Genomic DNA, 16,964 nt, shown 5'->3' on the forward strand with positions numbered 1-16,964 from the left:
GCGATGCTCGAACTGCTAGCTGCGCACGCCTGCCACGGCGGCGTGCAACGCTTCTACCGGCATGACTCGAAGGTTACCGGATTGCCCATGCGCTTTTCGGTGTATTTGCCGCCGCAGGCCATGCGCGGCGGCGAAGCGGCTGCGGTGCGCGTGCCGGCGCTGTTCTATCTCGCCGGGCTCACCTGTACCGAGGAGACCTTCCCGATCAAGGCGGGCGCGCAGCGCTTCGCCGCGCGCCACGGCATCGCCCTGATCGCGCCGGACACCAGTCCGCGCGGTGCGGGCATCCCCGGCGAAAGCGCAGCGTGGGACTTCGGCGTGGGAGCGGGCTTCTATGTCGATGCCACCGAAGAACCGTGGTCGAGGCACTTCCGGATGTACTCCTACGTGCGCGACGAACTGCGTGAGACCGTGCTTGCCAACCTGCCGGTCGACGGCGAGCGCCTCGGCATCTTCGGACACTCGATGGGCGGCCACGGCGCGCTGATGCTGGCGCTGCGCAATCCGCAGATCTACCGCTCGGTGTCGGCGTTCGCGCCGATCGCGGCGCCGTCGCGTTGTCCTTGGGGTGAGAAGGCCTTCACGGGTTATCTCGGTGAAGACCGTGCCGCGTGGAAGGCGTATGACTCGAGCGAGCTGGTGGCGAGCGTGTCGCACAAGTTCGCGCAGGGGATACTGATCGATCAGGGACTCTCCGATCAGTATCTCGCCGAGCAACTCTATCCCGACGTGTTCGAAGCGGCGTGCCGTGCGGCAGGGCAGCCTGTGACCTTGCGTCGTCATGAAGGCTACGACCACGGCTACTACTTCATCTCCACTTTCATCGAGGACCACCTCGCGCATCATGCGAAGGTGTTGCTTGCCTGAAGCGCAGAGTAGACACGGCGCATCCGCGGTCATCGCGGTGCGCCGCCTTCGCGCCTTTACCGCCGTCCCAACAAACTCCCGGCATACACCAGCGCAGCTAGCGCAGTGATCCAGAAGCTGGTCGGCCAGTCCGTATAGAAGGCCAGCGTCAACCCAAGCCATGCCTGCGCAAGCGCCAGCAGCGCCGCGAGCACCAGCCCGATGGACAGCCGCGTCGTGAGGTTTTGCGCGGCCGCCGCCGGCCCCACCATCAACGTGAACACCAGCAGCACGCCGACGATCTGTGTGCACGCGGCCACCGCCAGTGCGGCAATCGCCAGAAACAGCACCGACACGAGCCGCAGCGACACGCCCTTGGCCTCGGCCAGCTCCGGCTGCAGCGAAGCGAACAGCAACGGCCGCATGATCGCCGCGAGCGCGGCCAGGCTCACAACGCCCAGCGCCGCCAGCACACCTAACGTGGACGCATTCACGCCCAGCACATTGCCGAACAGCAGCGCGGTGATCTGGGTCGCGTAAGCGGTGAAGAAGTGCAGGAACAGCAGCCCGAAGCCGAGCGCGAGCGAGAGGATCACGCCAATCGCCACATCGCGTCCCGCGAGCTTCTCGCCGAGCGCGCCCATGCCGACACCTGCAGCCAGCGTAAAACCGATCATCCCCCAGATCGGCGAAATGCCGATCAGCACCGCGCCGGTCGCGCCGGTGAAGCCGACGTGCGAGAGCGCATGGCCGGCGAAGGTCTGGCCGCGCATCACCAGAAAATAGCCGACAATCCCCGCCAGCACCGCGACGATCCCCGACGCCGCGAAGGCGTTGACCATGAAATCGTATTCAAACATCGTTCGTGTGTCCGTCGCGTGAGGCGTGATGGTGGCCGTGGCTGTGGCCATGCGAGTGCGAATGGCCCGACGCGCCGCCGTGATCGTGGGCGTCGTCTTCATGTTCGTGATCGTGCTTTTCGACTTCGACGTCGCCTGACATCACGAAGATGCGGCCGTTCACGCGCATCACGTCGATGGGCGACCCGTAGAGCCGCGACAGCACCGGCTTCGTGATGACTTCATCGACGGTGCCGAGCGCCGCCACGCCGCTGCCGAGGTACAGCACCCGGTCGAGCGCGTGCAGCAGCGGATTGAGTTCATGCGCGGAAAACAGCACCGCGATGCCGAGTTCCTGCTGCACGTTGCGCACCAGTTCGACCACGCTCTTCTGATGATGCGGGTCGAGGCTGATGAGCGGCTCGTCGAGCAGCAGCAGTTTCGGGTTGCCGAGCAGGCACTGCGCGAGCAGCAGACGCTGCCGCTCGCCGCCCGACAGCTCCGACAAAGGCCGCGCCGCGAGCGCGCGGCCGCCTACCAGGTCCAGCACGCGTTCGACGTCCGCGCGGGTCTTGGCATCGGCGTGCGGCAGGCCCCAGCGGTGGCCGTCGGCCGCCATCGCGACGAAATCGCGGCCGCGCACCCGCCGGCCGGCGAGCGCGCTGCGCGTCTGCGGCATATAGCCGATCGATGCATTGCCGCGCACCACGGGCTGGCCGTGGACGCGGATCGTGCCGCTCGCCGCCGGCACGAGGCCGAGCACTGCGCGCATCAGCGTGGTCTTGCCTGCGCCGTTCGGTCCGAGTACGCCGATGAATTCACCTTGATTCACCTGCAGACTCGTATTGCGCAGGATCGCGCGGCCGCCCAGTTCCAGCGTCACGTCCTCGAGTTCGAGAACGGGCGCGGTTCCTTGCGACGTGCGGCCAGTCAGATTCATTGAGTGGTTCCTGTGTTTGCCTGGCCCGCTGCCAGCGCCGCACTGAGCGCGTCCAGTTGCGACAACATCCACACCTGGTAGTTCTTGCCGGCCGGTTCGGTCTCGGTGACGCTCATGGTCGGTACGTGCGATTGCTGCGCGAGTTTCAACATGCGTTTGGTCAGGGCTTCGGTTGCCTGGCTGTTATAGATCAGAACGTGCACGCGCTTTTCGCGCAGGTCCTTTTCGAACGCGGCGATATCCGACGCGCTCGCTTCCGTGTCGTTCATCGTCGCCAGCTGGAAGCGCATATTGCGCATCGCCAGGCCGATCGCGTCCGACATATAACCGAACACCGGTTCCGTCGCCGTCACCGGCACGCCCGCATAGCGGCTGTGCAGCTCGGCGACCCTGGCGTCGATCGGCTTCAACGAATCGAGAAACTTCGCGAGGTTCGCATCGTACGCCGTCTTGTTCGCCGGGTCAGCCGTTTCGAGCGCGGTGGCGACAGCGCGAGCCACGGCCGGCATCGTAGCCGGGTCGTACCAGAGGTGTGGATTATCGCCGCTCTTCTTGCCGATCAGGTCGGCTGCGACGATGATCGTGCGCTTCGCGTTGTTCTTCGAGGCGTTCAGCAACTTCGCCATCCACGGATCGTAATCGGCGCCGTTGTAGACCACAAGGCTCGCGTGCTGCAGCGCGCGGGCGGTTTTCGGGCTGGCTTCGAACAGATGCGGGTCTTCGTCCGGGTTGCTCAGGATGCTGGTGACGTCCACGTGATCGCCGCCCAACTGATGCACCACATCGCCGTAGAAGTTTTCCGCAGCCACCACCTGGATCTTCGCAGTCTGCGCGAAAGCGGTCTGGCCAAGCGCCAGCACGGCCGCACCGGCTACGAGATACTTCGACAGACTGAGCGCACGGCGTGCGTCATGCCACTTCAAGCTGAGTTTTTTCATCGGTTTCCCTGCTGCGTAAAAGTAAGGTGCGAGTTGAATGCGAGGGCTTCTGTCGACCCGGGTGTGCTTCGAGGTGAGGCGGGGATGCAATGATATAACGTATCTCATAGATTTGTCGCCAATCCTGCCGCGCTGCACCATCGAAATCTTGTTTCGCGCCTTGACATGACCGAACGCGTATCCGATCATTCGATCACTAACAGAGCAATTGTTCGCGCAATGAGCGTTCGCTCGCTGCGCAGTCAAACTCGAAACGAACTGGAGACACGCAGTGGCAGCGCGATTGCAAGGGAAGGTGGCGATCCTCACAGGTGCGGCAAGCGGAATCGGCGAAGCCGTGGCCCGGCGTTATCTCGACGAGGGCGCGCGCTGTGTGCTGGTGGACGTCAAGCCGGCCGACACCTTCGCGCACGCCTTGCGCGAAACCGACGGCGAGCGCGTGCTGACACTCAGCGCCGACGTCACGCGCCGCGACGACATCCAGCGGATTGTCGCGAGCACCGTGGAGCGTTTCGGCCAGATCGATATTCTCTTCAATAATGCCGCGCTGTTCGACATGCGCCCGCTGCTCGATGAATCCTGGGACGTGTTCGACCGGCTCTTCGCCGTCAACGTGAAGGGCATGTTCTTCCTGATGCAGGCGGTCGCGCAGCGGATGGTCGAGCAGGGCCATGGCGGCAAGATCGTCAATATGTCGTCGCAGGCCGGCCGGCGCGGTGAAGCGCTGGTTTCGCACTACTGCGCAACCAAGGCCGCCGTACTAAGCTATACGCAGTCCGCGGCGTTGGCACTCGCGCCGCACAAGATCAACGTCAACGGCATCGCACCGGGTGTCGTGGATACGCCGATGTGGGAACAGGTCGACGCGCTGTTCGCCCGCTATGAGAATCGCAAGCCCGGCGAGAAGAAGCGTCTGGTCGGCGAGGCGGTGCCGCTCGGCCGCATGGGCGTGCCCGAAGACCTGACCGGTGCGGCGCTGTTCCTCGCTTCCGCCGATGCCGATTACATCACCGCGCAAACCCTGAACGTAGACGGTGGCAACTGGATGAGCTAAGGCCATGAAGCTGACCGGCTCGCCTCCCAATTTGCATAACAACGCAGTAAAACATAACGTACCAGAAAGGAGACAAGTGATGAAAGCAGCCATGAAACCCGCGCTCAAGGCGGTCGGCGCCGCAGCAGTCGCGTGCGCAGCACTGAATGCCTCGGCCGCGACGGTGACGATTGCGACCTTGAACAATCCGGACATGATCGAGCTGAAGAAGCTGTCGCCGGCGTTCGAGCAGGCCAATCCGGACATCAAGCTCAACTGGGTCATTCTTGAAGAGAACGTGCTGCGTCAGCGCGCCACCACCGACATCACGACCGGCAGCGGCCAGTTCGACGTGATGACGATCGGCGCCTACGAGACGCCGCAATGGGGCAAGCGCGGCTGGCTCACCCCGATCACGAACCTGCCCGCCGCCTATGACCTCAACGACGTCGTGAAGACGGCGCGCGAAGGGCTCTCGTACAATGGCTCGCTGTACGCGCTGCCGTTCTACGTCGAAAGCTCGATGACGTACTACCGCAAGGACCTGTTCGCGGCGAAGGGGCTGACCATGCCCGACCAGCCGACCTATGACCAGATCCAGCAGTTCGCCGACAAGCTCACCGACAAGGCCAACGGCATCTACGGCATCTGTCTGCGCGGCAAGGCGGGCTGGGGCGAAAACATGGCGTACGCGACGACGGTCGTGAACACCTTCGGCGGCCGCTGGTTCGACGAGAAGTGGAACCCGCAGCTCACCTCGCCGGAATGGAAGAAGGCCATCACGTTCTACGTGAACCTGCTGCAGAAGGACGGCCCTCCGGGAGCGAGCTCGAACGGTTTCAACGAAAACCTGACGCTGATGTCATCGGGCAAGTGCGCGATGTGGATCGATGCGACGGTGGCTGCCGGCATGCTGTACAACAAGCAGCAGTCGCAGATCGCCGACAAGGTGGGTTTTGCTGCGGCGCCGATCGAAGTCACGCCGCACGGCGCGCACTGGCTGTGGGCGTGGGCGCTGGCGATCCCGAAGTCGTCGAAGCAGGCCGACGCGGCGAAGAAGTTCATCGCCTGGGCGACCTCGAAGGAATACATCGAGATGGTCGCGAAGGACGAAGGTTGGGCTTCGGCGCCTCCGGGAACGCGTCAGTCGACGTACGCCCGTCCTGAGTACAAGGCGGCGGCTCCGTTTGCCGACTTCGTGCTGAAGGCGATCGAAACGGCGGACCCGAATCATCCGACGCTTAAGCCGGTGCCGTACACCGGTGTGCAGTTCGTCGGCATTCCTGAGTTCCAGTCGTTCGGTACGGTAGTGGGTCAGAGCATCTCCGGCGCGGTTGCCGGTCAGATGACGGTCGATCAGGCACTGGCCGCTGGCCAGGCCACAGCCGAGCGCGCAGTGCGCCAGGCTGGCTACCTGAAGTGACGTGAAACACGCCGGCTGACGCCAGTCAGCAGGCCCTTGGCAGCACAGTGGGCCGTCGCGGCTCTCTGGGCGAGCCTGCTCACCGCGTCCATACTGCATGGGCCGGTGCCGGCTCACTCCGGATTCGCCGCGCTATCCCGCGCTTTACCGTACAGGTGGTCACATCATGCGTCCTCTGCGCCTTCCTCTCATGCATGCCCATCCCCAGACCGAAAAAGAGCGCGAAACGCGCAAGGCCAATTCCGCTCGCTGGCTAGCGGCGCCGTCCACCGCCGTGCTGGTGCTGTGGATGGCGATTCCTCTGGCGATGACGATCTGGTTTTCGTTCACGCACTACAACCTGCTCAATCCCGATGAGAAGGGTTTTGCCGGGTTCGACAACTATAAGTACCTCGCGACCGATCCGTCGTTCCTGCCTTCGATCGGCCACACCCTCGAATTGATCATCTCCGTGCTGGTGATTACGGTGGTGGGCGGGGTGCTGATGTCGGTGCTGTTCGACCGCAAGTTCTACGGCCAGGGCGTTGCGCGGCTGCTCGCCATCGCACCGTTCTTCGTGATGCCGACCGTCAGTGCGCTGATCTGGAAGAACATGATCCTGCACCCGGTGTACGGCCTCATTGCCCAGGGCATGCGGGCGATCGGCCTGCAGCCGATCGACTGGTTCGCCGACTATCCACTCACCGCGATCATCATGATCGTCGCGTGGCAGTGGCTGCCGTTCGCATTCCTGATCCTGTTCACCGCCATCCAGTCGCTCGACCAGGAGCAGAAGGAAGCGGCCAAGATCGACGGCGCGGGCGCCTTCTCGATGTTCTTCTACATCACGCTGCCGCACCTGAAACGGGCCATTGCGGTGGTGGTGATGATGGAAACCATTTTCCTGCTGTCGATCTTCGCCGAAATCTACACGACCACCGGCGGCGGCCCAGGCACGGCGACCACCAACCTGTCGTACCTGATCTATTCGCTCGGCCTGCAGCAGTTCGACGTCGGGCTGGCCTCGGCGGGCGGGATTCTCGCCGTCGTGCTGGCGAACATCGTGTCGTTCTTCCTGGTCCGGATGCTCGCGAAGAACCTGAAAGGGGAGTACGAAAAATGAGCCACGTTGCCGCTTCACCTGTTTCAACGACGACCACTTCGTCGAAGAACGCGCCATGGGCTGTCTTCAAGCGCGCCATTCCCGGTGTGCTCGCATGGGCGATCGCGCTGCTGCTGTTTTTCCCGATCTTCTGGATGACCATCACGGCATTCAAGACCGAGCAGCAGGCTTACGCGTCGTCGCTGTTCTTCATCCCGACGCTCGACAGTTTTCGCGAGGTGTTCGCCCGCAGCAACTATTTCTCGTTCGCGTGGAATTCGGTGCTGATCTCGGCGGGCGTCACGGTGCTGTGTCTGCTGCTGGCCGTGCCGTGTGCCTACGCGATGGCGTTCTTCCCGACCCGCCGTACGCAGAAACTGCTGCTGTGGATGCTGTCCACCAAGATGATGCCGTCGGTGGGTGTGCTGGTGCCGATCTACCTGTTGTGGAAGAACACCGGGCTGCTCGATAGCGTCTCGGGTCTGGTGATCGTCTACACGCTGATCAATCTGCCGATTGCAGTGTGGATGACCTTCACCTACTTCGCCGAGATTCCGCGCGACATTCTCGAAGCCGGACGGATCGACGGGGCAGCGACCTGGCAGGAAATCGTCTACCTGCTGATGCCGATGTCCTTGCCGGGCCTCGCATCGACCGCACTGCTGCTGGTGATTCTTTCGTGGAACGAAGCGTTCTGGAGCATCAACCTGTCCAGTTCGAACGCCGCGCCGCTGACCGTGTTCATCGCGTCGTATTCGAGTCCCGAGGGGCTGTTCTGGGCCAAGCTCTCGGCCGCTTCGCTGCTGGCGGTGGCGCCGATCCTGATCGTCGGCTGGCTGTCGCAGAAGCAACTGGTGCGGGGTCTTACGTTCGGGGCGGTTAAATGACCGTGATCGAAACAAGGCTGGCGTTGCTCTGCGATTGCGACGGCGTGCTGATCGACAGCGAAGCCGTGGCGGCGCGCATGCTGGTGCACGAACTCGAAGCGCGCTGGCCGGATTGCGATGTCGAACCGGTGGTGTTGCCGCTGCTCGGATTGCGTATCGAGCGGGTGCTCGAAAACGCCGCCGCGCAACTCGGCCGCAGTTTGAGCGCGGACGACATCACGGCGATTCGCCATGCCGTTGAAGTCGCTGCGATGCAGGCGCCCGCCGTGGCCGGCATCGCGGAGGCGCTCGCGCAGATTGCGCTGCCCAAGGCGTGCGCGAGCAACAGCTTCAGGGCCTATGTGCAGACGGTGCTGGCGCGCACGGGCCTCGACGCGTTCTTCGGCGACCGGCTCTACTGCGCGGATGCTGTTGCGATGCCGAAGCCTGCCCCCGATGTGTACCTGGCGGCGGCGAGCGGCTTTGGCCTTGCGAGCAGCGCCTGCCTGGTGGTGGAGGACAGCGTGACGGGTGTGACGGCCGCGAGCGCGGCGGGCATGACGGTGCTGGCCTTTATCGGCGGCGGGCATGCGAGCGAGTCGCAGATTGGTGCGTTGCGCGCGGCCGGCGCGGCCCACGTATTCGACGATATGACGCAATTGCCGATGCTGGTGGACCAATGGACCCAGCGCGTGACGGCGGAATCGCATTGAGACGCGCTGCAATCGCGACGCAGCAGGACGGCGCGACGAGCAGACGCTTTCAAACTGGATTAACGTAGTACGAGCAACACACGGAGACACATCATGGCAAGCTTAACGCTGCGTAACATCAGAAAAGCCTACGACGACAACGAAGTGATGCGCGACATCAATCTCGACATCGCGGACGGTGAGTTCGTCGTGTTCGTCGGTCCGAGCGGCTGCGGGAAGTCGACGCTGATGCGCATGATCGCCGGCCTCGAGGACATCACCAGCGGCGACCTGAACATCGACGGCACGCGCATGAACGATGTGCCGCCGGCCAAGCGCGGCATTGCGATGGTGTTCCAGTCGTACGCGCTTTATCCGCACATGACGCTGTACGACAACATGGCGTTCGGCCTCAAGCTTGCCGGCACCAAGAAGCCGGAGATCGACGCGGCGGTGCGCAACGCGGCGAAGATTCTGCATATCGACCACCTGCTCGATCGCAAGCCGAAGCAGTTGTCCGGCGGGCAGCGGCAACGGGTGGCGATCGGCCGCGCGATTACGCGCAAGCCGAAGGTGTTCCTGTTCGACGAACCGCTGTCGAACCTCGACGCCGCGCTGCGCGTGAAGATGCGCCTCGAGTTCGCCCGTCTGCACGACGAACTGAAGACCACGATGATTTACGTCACGCACGATCAGGTCGAAGCCATGACGCTGGCCGACAAGATCGTGGTGCTGTCGGCGGGTAACGTGGAACAGGTCGGCAGTCCGACGATGCTGTATCACGCGCCGGCCAACAAGTTCGTGGCAGGGTTTATCGGTTCGCCGAAGATGAACTTCATGGAAGGCGTGGTGCAGTCGGTCACCCACGACGGCGTCACGGTGCGCTACGAAACCGGCGAGACCCAGCGTGTGGCGGTGGAGCCGGGCGCGGTGAAGCAGGGCGACAAGGTGACGGTTGGGATTCGCCCCGAGCATCTGCACGTCGGCATGACCGACGACGGCATCTCGGCCCGCACGATGGCGGTCGAGTCGCTGGGTGACGCGGCTTATCTGTACGCGGAGTCGAGCGTGTCGCCGGAGGGGATCATCGCGCGCATTCCGCCGCTTGACCGACATACGAAGGGCGAGACGCAGAAGCTGGGCGCGACGCCTGAGCATTGCCATCTGTTCGATGCCGAAGGGAAGGCCTTCCAGCGCAAGATCGTTGAGGTGCTGGCGGCTTGAGATGCGACGGACGCGGCGCAACGCCGCGTCCTGTTCGGGTACGCGGCGCTCACAGGTTGCCGGCACTCAATGCCCGTGGTTCCATGAAAGTGTGCCGGAAGTATTCACGCACGGCATGCATCCCGGGGCTCAACTCTGTGTTTCTGCGCCAGGCCAGACCGACGCTCATCGGCGGCACCGCATCGCGCAACTGCATGGTCTCGATCCGCCGTCCTTCGAGCGACCAGGGGCGATACACCATGTCGGACAGAATCGCCACACCGCTGCCGTTCGCCACCATGCTGCGCACCGCTTCCACAGACGAGGTGCGCAGTTTCACGTTCGGCCGGTAGGGCGTCTCGTTCCAGTAGCGCAGCGCGGTATAGGCCGCTTCGTCAACCGTTAGCATGACGAAGGGTTCGGCGGCGACATCGGCGAGCGTGACAACCTCGCGCTTCAGTAAAGGATGTTGCGCGCACAGCCAGAGCCTGCGAACCGAATGGATAACCGGTTCCAGCATCAACTCCGGGTTCGCGACGTTCGACGTGAGCAGTACCGCCATGTCGTAGCGACCGGCGATCAAACCCTCCTCGATCGACTCGCGGTTCAATTCGTGCAGTTGAATCGTCAGGCGCGGATACAGCGTATTCAGGCGCTGCAGATGATGCGGCAAGAAATAGCCCAGTACGGTATAGCTCGCGGCGATGGCGAGGGTCCCGGTGAGCGTGCTCTCGAGGTTCGGAATGCGCATTGCTTCATCGACCGACGACAGGATCGTATACGCCTGGTTGAGGAAGCGCCGGCCGGTGGTAGTCAAGGTGACGCCGGCCGCAGTGCGCAAGAACAGCTGCGTGCCCAGGCTGTCTTCGAGTTCCTTGATCGCGTTAGTGACGGCGGACTGCGAAATAGTCAGTTGAATGGCGGCTTGCGAGATCTGGCCGAGTTCGGCAGTGGCCACGAAATATTTGAGTTGCCGTAGGGTCAAGGCCATACCGTTCGCCTGAAAAAAGGATATTGCATCAAGCAGTATCTTATCTTCGCCAAAAACCGGCGCCGGTTCCGATCGTCGTGTCGGGTTGAATGTCCTGACGAACAGGCCTGGGCGAATCCGCCCGATCGCGAGGACATCTGAAAAACAGATAACGTGCCATATAAAAATAGAACTATTTTGGCGAGCGACGGGCAGTTAATGTTTCCCTCACCCGGCCGGATGTGCATCTCTCACGCACTGAGGCGGCTGATCCACGGAGACATTCAGCATGAAGAAGCACAGCGTCGATTTGAATTCCGACATGGGCGAAGGCTTTGGCGCATGGCAGATCGGCGACGGCGTCGATGAAGACATCATGCCGCTCATCAGTTCGGCGAACATTGCGACCGGCTTTCACGCGGGTGACCCCAACATCATGGCGCGCACCGTGCAGCTCGCGAAGCAGGCGGGCGTCGGGGTCGGCGCGCATCCGGGGTTTCGCGATCTGGTGGGGTTCGGGCGCCGCACGATCACCGAGTCGCCGCAGGCGCTCGTCAACGACATCATTTTCCAGCTTGGCGCGTTGCGGGAATTCGCGCGGCTCTACAACGTCAGCGTGCAGCATGTGAAGCCGCACGGCGCGCTCTACATGCTGGCCGCGCGGGACGAAGGCCTGTCGCGCCTGCTGATCGAAACGCTGCAGAGGCTCGATCCGACGCTTCTCCTGTATTGCATGGAAGCGTCGGTCACCTACCGGATCGCGCGCGAACTCGGCCAGCCGGTGATTCGCGAGTTCTACGCCGATCGCGATTACGACCGCAGCGGCTCGATCGTTTTTACGCGGCGGGTCGGACGGCTCGACGCGGCCCAGGTCGCGGCGAAGGTGCTGCGCGCCTGTGTCGAAGGACGGGTCGCGACGGTCGACGGCGACGACATCGCGATCGACTTCGACTCGGTATGCATCCACAGCGATACGCCCGGTGCGCTCAAGCTGGTCGAGTCCACGCGGGCGCTGCTGACGCGCCACGACATCCGCGTCGCCGCGCCGCTGCCTGCACGGGTCCACTGACACCCATCATCAGAGCCGTATCAGCATCGAATCAGACTTGAGGAGCACACAGATGGCACAACACGACATCGTCAGTCCCTTGCCGGGCACCTTTTACCGGCGGGCATCGCCGGATGCGGCACCGTACGTCGAAGTAGGCGCGTCGGTTACAGACGGCACCGTGGTAGGACTGGTGGAGGTGATGAAGCAGTTCAGCGACGTCGAAACGACTGTGAGCGGACAAGTCACCGAGATTCTCGTCGAAGACGGCGAGCCGGTGGATGCCGGACAGGTTCTGATGCGAGTCGAGGCCTAACGTGACAAATGCAAGCAATCGGCTGGACACGAACGCTTCCACGACAAGCTTCTATCGGCCGCAGCGTATTCGCACCGTGCTGGTGGCGAACCGCGGCGAGATCGCAGTGCGGGTGATTCGCGCGGCGCACGAGTTGGGCATGCGCGCGGTCGCCGCCGTCAGCGATGCCGACCGCGACAGTCTGGCGGCGCGCATGGCGGACGAAGCCGTGCCTATCGGCCCGGCGCACGCGGTGAAGAGCTATCTGAATCCGGCGGCGATTCTGGCCGCAGCGAAGCAATGCGGCGCGGACGCTATTCACCCCGGCTACGGCTTCCTGTCGGAGAACGCCGCCTTTGCGGCGCAGGTCGAAGCGTCAGGGCTGATCTTCGTCGGACCCTCGTCAACCGTGATCGCGACCATGGGCGACAAGGCCCGCGCCCGCGAAACGGCGCAGCGCGCCGATGTGCCGACCGTGCCAGGCAGTAACGGCATTGTGTTGTCGCTCGGTGAAGCACGCGAGATTGCCGCTCGCATCGGTTATCCGGTGATGATCAAGGCGGCCGCCGGGGGCGGTGGACGGGGCATTCGCGTCGCCCACGACGCCGCGCAGCTCGACGCCGAGTTGCCGCTTGCGCAACGCGAAGCGCAGGCCGCATTCGGCGATGGCGGCGTGTATCTGGAACGCTTCATTGCCTGTGCGCGGCATATCGAAGTACAGGTGCTAGGCGACGGCAAAGACGTGGTTCACCTGTTCGAGCGCGAGTGCTCGCTGCAGCGGCGCCGCCAGAAGATCCTCGAGGAAGCGCCTTCGCCGTCGCTCACCCCGGCATTGCGCGAGGTGCTGTGCGCATCCGCCACGCGGCTGGCACGGCAAGTCGGATATCGCAGTGCGGGGACGCTGGAATACCTGTTCGACGATACGCGCGGCGAGTTTTATTTCATCGAAATGAACACGCGCATTCAGGTCGAGCATCCGGTCACCGAGGCGATCACAGGCGTCGACCTGGTACGGGAAACGCTGCGCATTGCCGATGGGGAGCCGTTGCGTTTCCGTCAGGGTGACATCACGATGCGGGGTGCCGCGCTCGAATGCCGGATCAACGCGGAAGATCCCGAGCAGGATTTCCGCCCGAATCCCGGGCGGATCGATGAACTCGTGTGGCCGACCGGCCCAGGTGTGCGCATCGATTCGATGCTGTATCAGGGGTACGCCGTGCCGCCGTTCTACGATTCCCTGCTTGCCAAACTGATCGTGTCCGACGAGAGCCGGCCCGCGGCGCTGGCGCGACTCGAGCGGGCGTTGGGCGAGTTGCGCATTGGCGGCGTGAAAACGACGGCATTGCTACACCGCGCGCTGCTGTCCGATGAGGACGTGCGCGCCGGCCGCTATCACACCAACTATCTCGAGGCGTGGATGACCGGCTGGCGCGCCCAACTTTCCGCGGAGGCAGCATGACGATTCGGTACACGTTCGGTGGCGATGAATTCATCTTCGTCGAGATCAGCGAGGACATGTCGCTCGATGCGTTCTTCAAGGGGACGGCGATCACGCGCGAACTGCAACGCCGCAAAGTGGCGGGCGTCACCGAGATCTGTCCGGCGAACGCGTCATATCAGGTGCGCTACAACCCGGACATCATCGCGCCTGATGTACTGCTTGCGCTGCTCCAGACGATCGAGGCGGAGGTCGGCGCCGCCGATCTGAACATCGCGACGCGCATCGTCGAAGTGCCGGTGCTCTACAACGACCCGTGGACCCACGAAACGCTGATGCGCTTTCGCGAACGCCACCAGGATCCCGACTCGACCGATCTGCAATACGCCGCCCGTATCAACGGATACGGTGACGTGGATGCCTTCATCGCTGCGCACGCCGGGTCGCCGTGGTTTGTCTCGATGGTCGGCTTCGTGGCGGGTCTGCCGTTCATGTTCCAGATGGTCGAACGCAAGCGGCACTTGCAGGTGCCCAAGTACCTGCGGCCGCGCACCGATACGCCGAAGCTGACGGTCGGTCACGGCGGCTGCTTCGGCTGTATCTACTCGGTGCGGGGTGCGGGCGGCTATCAGATGTTCGGCGTGACGCCTGCGCCGATCTTCGATCCGGCACAGCGCCTCGACTATCTGCGTGACTTCATGGTGTTTTTCAGGCCCGGCGATATCGTGAAGTTCAAGCCGATCGACCGCGACACCTACGACAAGGCGCTCGCCGAAGTCGAGGCCGGCACGTTTTCGTTGCGCGTGCGGCCCGTGAATTTTTCGCTAGACGCTTTCATGCGTGATCCTGACGCGTACAACCGCTCACTGGTGGAGGTGCTCGATGCCAACTGACTTGCTCAAGGCGATCGAGGTGGTCAAGCCCGGTCTGGCTACCTCGGTGCAGGATACCGGCCGGCAAGGGTATTACCACGTCGGCATTCCTCCCTCAGGTGCGCTCGATCAATACGCGCTGCGGGCGGCCAATCTGCTGGTCGGCAATGCCGAGGAGACGGCGGTGCTGGAGTGCACGCTGCTCGGACCGCAACTGCTGTTCAACGTGGAGACGTTAATCGCGGTGACCGGCGCCGAGATGACGCCGAAGATCGACGGCGCGGTGCAGGCATGCAATGTGGCGTTGCGTATCAAGGCGGGCAGCACGCTGACGTTCGACTACGTGAAAGGCGGTGCCCGAGCGTACCTTTCAGTGGCGGGCGGGATCGATGTGCCGGTCGTGCTGGGCAGTCGCTCGACGTACACACTGGGTGCGATTGGCGGCCTTGAGGGACGGCGTCTGCAGAAGGGCGACAGCCTGAGCGTCGGCAGTGTGCGAGGTCCGGTACGCGAAGGCGCGGTACTTCCCGATGCCTTGCGCGTGCCGCTCGCGCGGGAGGTGGAATTGCGCGTGCTGCCGGGGCTCTACCATCATCGTCTGACGGACGAATCGGCCCGTACGTTCTTTGAAGACACGTGGGCGGTTGCGCCCGAAGCAGATCGCATCGGCTACCGCTACAAGCAGGGACGTCCCCTCACATTCCGCGAACGCGAGCAGCCGTTCGGTGCCGGCGCGGATCCCTCGAACATTGTCGACGCCTGCTATCCGATCGGGTCCATCCAGGTGCCGGCTGGCCTCGAGCCGATCATCCTGCATCGGGATGCGGTGTCGGGTGGCGGCTACGCGACCATCGGCACGGTGATCAGCGCCGACATGGATGCGATCGGTCAAATGCAGCCCAACCATCTGGCTCGCTTCGTACCGGTCACGATGGCGCAGGCGCTCGCCGCGCGACGCGACGCGCAATTGCGGCTTGCGCGTCTGCGCGAGGTGCTGCTGCGCTAGCGCGGGAGTCGTACGTTCGCCGTTTCTCGCAATACCGGTTGTCATTCACGTGTCGCCACTGTGCCGCATGCGGTGTGGTGGCGCCATTTCCTAATTCATAGGTGTACTGAGGAGTACGATCATGGCCAACCTGGCACAGGAAGCAGCCGAAGGAGAGCTGGATCTATCCACGCTCGCCATTCCGGAGAACGCCCGGATGCCCGCGTTTTCGCTCACGATGGCGTGGTGGGCGGTTTGCAGCGCGGTGTTCTATATCGTCGTGGGCGCGACCCTCGCACTCACCTACGGTGCGCGCAACGCGCTGATCGGGATGGCGTTGTCGGTGGTGTCATATGGGCTCGTCAACTCGGTCATCAGCCGCTACGCGATTCGCACCGGGCTGTCTGTCGCGCTGTTTTCGCGGGTGCTGTTCGGCAGCGCCGGAGCGGCGCTCGCCACGCTGATTTTTTTCGCCACGGCGATTTACTACGCGGTATTCGAAGGCTCGGTGATAGCCGTCGCGGCACACAGTCTGTTTCCGCTGCTCGATTATCGGTGGGCCGCGCTGATCGTCGTGTGCTATAGCGTGCCGCTCGTGTTCGGCAGCGTGCAGCACTGGCTCGACAGGTTCAACGGCGTGCTGCTGCCGTTCTATCTGCTTGGGCTGGTGGCGGCGGTCGTGCTGACCACGCACGAATACGGCTATAACCCGGCGTGGCTCGATTTCGGACCCAAGGGCGCGCTGCCGGCCAACGGCTGGTGGAGTTGCTTCGTCTACTACATGGGCGTCTGGGTGCTGATGATGTTCACGTTCGACTATGCGCGCTTCGGCCGCAAACAGGATGCGACGTACCACGGCCGTTTCAACTTCGGCATGCCGTTCTATCTGGTGACGTTCCTTTTGAACGGCGCGGTCGGCATCTATCTGGTCAGCTCGATCCCGTCGCTCGGTGCGCTCTCCGAAGTGTCGGTCGTGCTCGCGTTGCTCAAACTGATGGGCATCTGGGGCTTGCTGTTCGTGTGGGTGACGCAGTCGCGCATCAATACCGCGAACTACTATCTCGCGGCGATCAATATGCAGGCCTTCTTTCAGAAAGCGGCAGGGCTGCGCGCGCCGAAGTTCGTGTGGGCACTCGTCGTCGGGGTGGTCGTCTACGGCTTGATGATGGCCGACGTGTTTTCGAAGATACTGCAGGCGCTTGCTTATCAGGGGATCTTTGTGGTTGCGTGGGTCGGCGTGGCGCTCGCGCATATCCTCTCGACCCGCTATGACGAACTGCTGGGCGGTGAGATCGAGTGCCGCGACTCGCACGTGCCGGCTTTTAACCCGGGCGGTTTGACGGCATGGTTTGCGGGGGCGTTCGCTGGCCTCGTGCTGATGAATGTGCCGGGGTTGGCGCAGTCGTTCTCCGCACCGGCGAGCTTTGGCGTGTCGTGGCTCGTCTATCGGGGGATGCTGATGTCGGCGAAGCGGACGTGGTTCGTGCGGGGCTAG

At 63.4% G+C, this 16,964-nt stretch carries 17 protein-coding genes; 13 read left to right on the top strand and 4 right to left on the bottom strand.

Annotated features, from left to right (window positions below; translation table 11 throughout):
• Positions 1 to 3 precede the first annotated feature (3 nt).
• Complete coding sequence (gene fghA, locus P3T42_RS22780) at positions 4 to 867, top strand: S-formylglutathione hydrolase (RefSeq protein WP_429307319.1); 864 nt, start codon at positions 4 to 6, stop codon at positions 865 to 867.
• A 56-nt stretch (positions 868 to 923) separates the two neighbouring features.
• Here the strand turns inward: fghA and P3T42_RS22785 are convergent, their stop codons facing one another.
• Genes P3T42_RS22785 through P3T42_RS22795 form a run of 3 tightly spaced genes read right to left on the bottom strand, consistent with a single transcriptional unit; the run spans position 924 to position 3,563 of the window.
• Positions 924 to 1,706 carry a metal ABC transporter permease gene (locus P3T42_RS22785; protein ID WP_074300668.1) on the bottom strand — a complete coding sequence of 261 codons (783 nt, stop codon included), beginning with the start codon at positions 1,704 to 1,706 and terminating at the stop codon, positions 924 to 926.
• Positions 1,699 to 2,625, bottom strand: coding sequence for an ABC transporter ATP-binding protein (locus P3T42_RS22790; RefSeq protein WP_429307320.1), 927 nt, complete (start codon positions 2,623 to 2,625; stop codon positions 1,699 to 1,701). The genes P3T42_RS22785 and P3T42_RS22790 overlap by 8 nt, the downstream gene beginning before the upstream one ends.
• Positions 2,622 to 3,563, bottom strand: coding sequence for a metal ABC transporter solute-binding protein (locus P3T42_RS22795; RefSeq protein WP_429307321.1), 942 nt, complete (start codon positions 3,561 to 3,563; stop codon positions 2,622 to 2,624). The genes P3T42_RS22790 and P3T42_RS22795 overlap by 4 nt, the downstream gene beginning before the upstream one ends.
• A gap of 271 nt (positions 3,564 to 3,834) precedes the next feature.
• Between P3T42_RS22795 and P3T42_RS22800 the strand changes: the two genes are divergently transcribed.
• The 6 genes from P3T42_RS22800 to P3T42_RS22825 all read left to right on the top strand — a co-directional run bounded on the left by P3T42_RS22800 (position 3,835) and on the right by P3T42_RS22825 (position 9,882).
• The gene (locus tag P3T42_RS22800; protein WP_074300665.1) at positions 3,835 to 4,617 is read left to right on the top strand and encodes an L-iditol 2-dehydrogenase; all 783 of its coding nucleotides are present in this window, start codon (positions 3,835 to 3,837) and stop codon (positions 4,615 to 4,617) included.
• 79 nt (positions 4,618 to 4,696) lie between these two features.
• Complete coding sequence (locus tag P3T42_RS22805) at positions 4,697 to 6,019, top strand: ABC transporter substrate-binding protein (protein WP_074300664.1); 1,323 nt, start codon at positions 4,697 to 4,699, stop codon at positions 6,017 to 6,019.
• Between the two features lie 166 nt (positions 6,020 to 6,185).
• A complete protein-coding gene (locus tag P3T42_RS22810; RefSeq protein ID WP_074300663.1) occupies positions 6,186 to 7,121 on the top strand; it encodes a carbohydrate ABC transporter permease in 936 nt (311 codons plus the stop codon).
• Positions 7,118 to 7,987: a carbohydrate ABC transporter permease gene (locus P3T42_RS22815; RefSeq protein ID WP_074300662.1), complete on the top strand. Its 870-nt coding sequence runs from the start codon at positions 7,118 to 7,120 to the stop codon at positions 7,985 to 7,987. Before P3T42_RS22810 ends, P3T42_RS22815 begins: the two co-directional genes overlap by 4 nt.
• Positions 7,984 to 8,679, top strand: coding sequence for an HAD family hydrolase (locus P3T42_RS22820; protein WP_074300661.1), 696 nt, complete (start codon positions 7,984 to 7,986; stop codon positions 8,677 to 8,679). The genes P3T42_RS22815 and P3T42_RS22820 overlap by 4 nt, the downstream gene beginning before the upstream one ends.
• A gap of 93 nt (positions 8,680 to 8,772) precedes the next feature.
• Positions 8,773 to 9,882 carry an ABC transporter ATP-binding protein gene (locus P3T42_RS22825; RefSeq protein ID WP_074300660.1) on the top strand — a complete coding sequence of 370 codons (1,110 nt, stop codon included), beginning with the start codon at positions 8,773 to 8,775 and terminating at the stop codon, positions 9,880 to 9,882.
• A 49-nt stretch (positions 9,883 to 9,931) separates the two neighbouring features.
• Here P3T42_RS22825 and P3T42_RS22830 read toward each other — a convergent pair whose 3' ends face one another.
• Positions 9,932 to 10,852 (bottom strand): LysR family transcriptional regulator, encoded by a 921-nt coding sequence (locus P3T42_RS22830; RefSeq protein ID WP_074300659.1) that lies wholly within the window; start codon positions 10,850 to 10,852, stop codon positions 9,932 to 9,934.
• Positions 10,853 to 11,120: 268 nt separating this feature from the next.
• Here P3T42_RS22830 and P3T42_RS22835 point away from each other — a divergent pair, with 268 nt between their 5' ends.
• The 6 genes from P3T42_RS22835 (at position 11,121) to P3T42_RS22860 (ending at position 16,964) form a co-directional block, all read left to right on the top strand.
• Positions 11,121 to 11,900 (top strand): 5-oxoprolinase subunit PxpA, encoded by a 780-nt coding sequence (locus P3T42_RS22835; RefSeq protein WP_429307322.1) that lies wholly within the window; start codon positions 11,121 to 11,123, stop codon positions 11,898 to 11,900.
• Between the two features lie 52 nt (positions 11,901 to 11,952).
• Positions 11,953 to 12,195 carry an acetyl-CoA carboxylase gene (locus P3T42_RS22840; RefSeq protein WP_074300657.1) on the top strand — a complete coding sequence of 81 codons (243 nt, stop codon included), beginning with the start codon at positions 11,953 to 11,955 and terminating at the stop codon, positions 12,193 to 12,195.
• Positions 12,196 to 12,217: 22 nt separating this feature from the next.
• Complete coding sequence (locus P3T42_RS22845) at positions 12,218 to 13,633, top strand: acetyl-CoA carboxylase biotin carboxylase subunit (protein ID WP_143788559.1); 1,416 nt, start codon at positions 12,218 to 12,220, stop codon at positions 13,631 to 13,633.
• Positions 13,630 to 14,505, top strand: coding sequence for a 5-oxoprolinase subunit B family protein (locus P3T42_RS22850; protein WP_074300655.1), 876 nt, complete (start codon positions 13,630 to 13,632; stop codon positions 14,503 to 14,505). Before P3T42_RS22845 ends, P3T42_RS22850 begins: the two co-directional genes overlap by 4 nt.
• Complete coding sequence (locus tag P3T42_RS22855) at positions 14,495 to 15,490, top strand: biotin-dependent carboxyltransferase family protein (protein ID WP_429307323.1); 996 nt, start codon at positions 14,495 to 14,497, stop codon at positions 15,488 to 15,490. The genes P3T42_RS22850 and P3T42_RS22855 overlap by 11 nt, the downstream gene beginning before the upstream one ends.
• Before the next feature lie 121 nt (positions 15,491 to 15,611).
• Positions 15,612 to 16,964 (top strand): purine-cytosine permease family protein, encoded by a 1,353-nt coding sequence (locus tag P3T42_RS22860; protein ID WP_074300653.1) that lies wholly within the window; start codon positions 15,612 to 15,614, stop codon positions 16,962 to 16,964.

Source organism: Paraburkholderia sp. GAS38, from assembly GCF_050434965.1.
Classification (GTDB): Bacteria; Pseudomonadota; Gammaproteobacteria; order Burkholderiales; family Burkholderiaceae; genus Paraburkholderia; species Paraburkholderia phenazinium_A.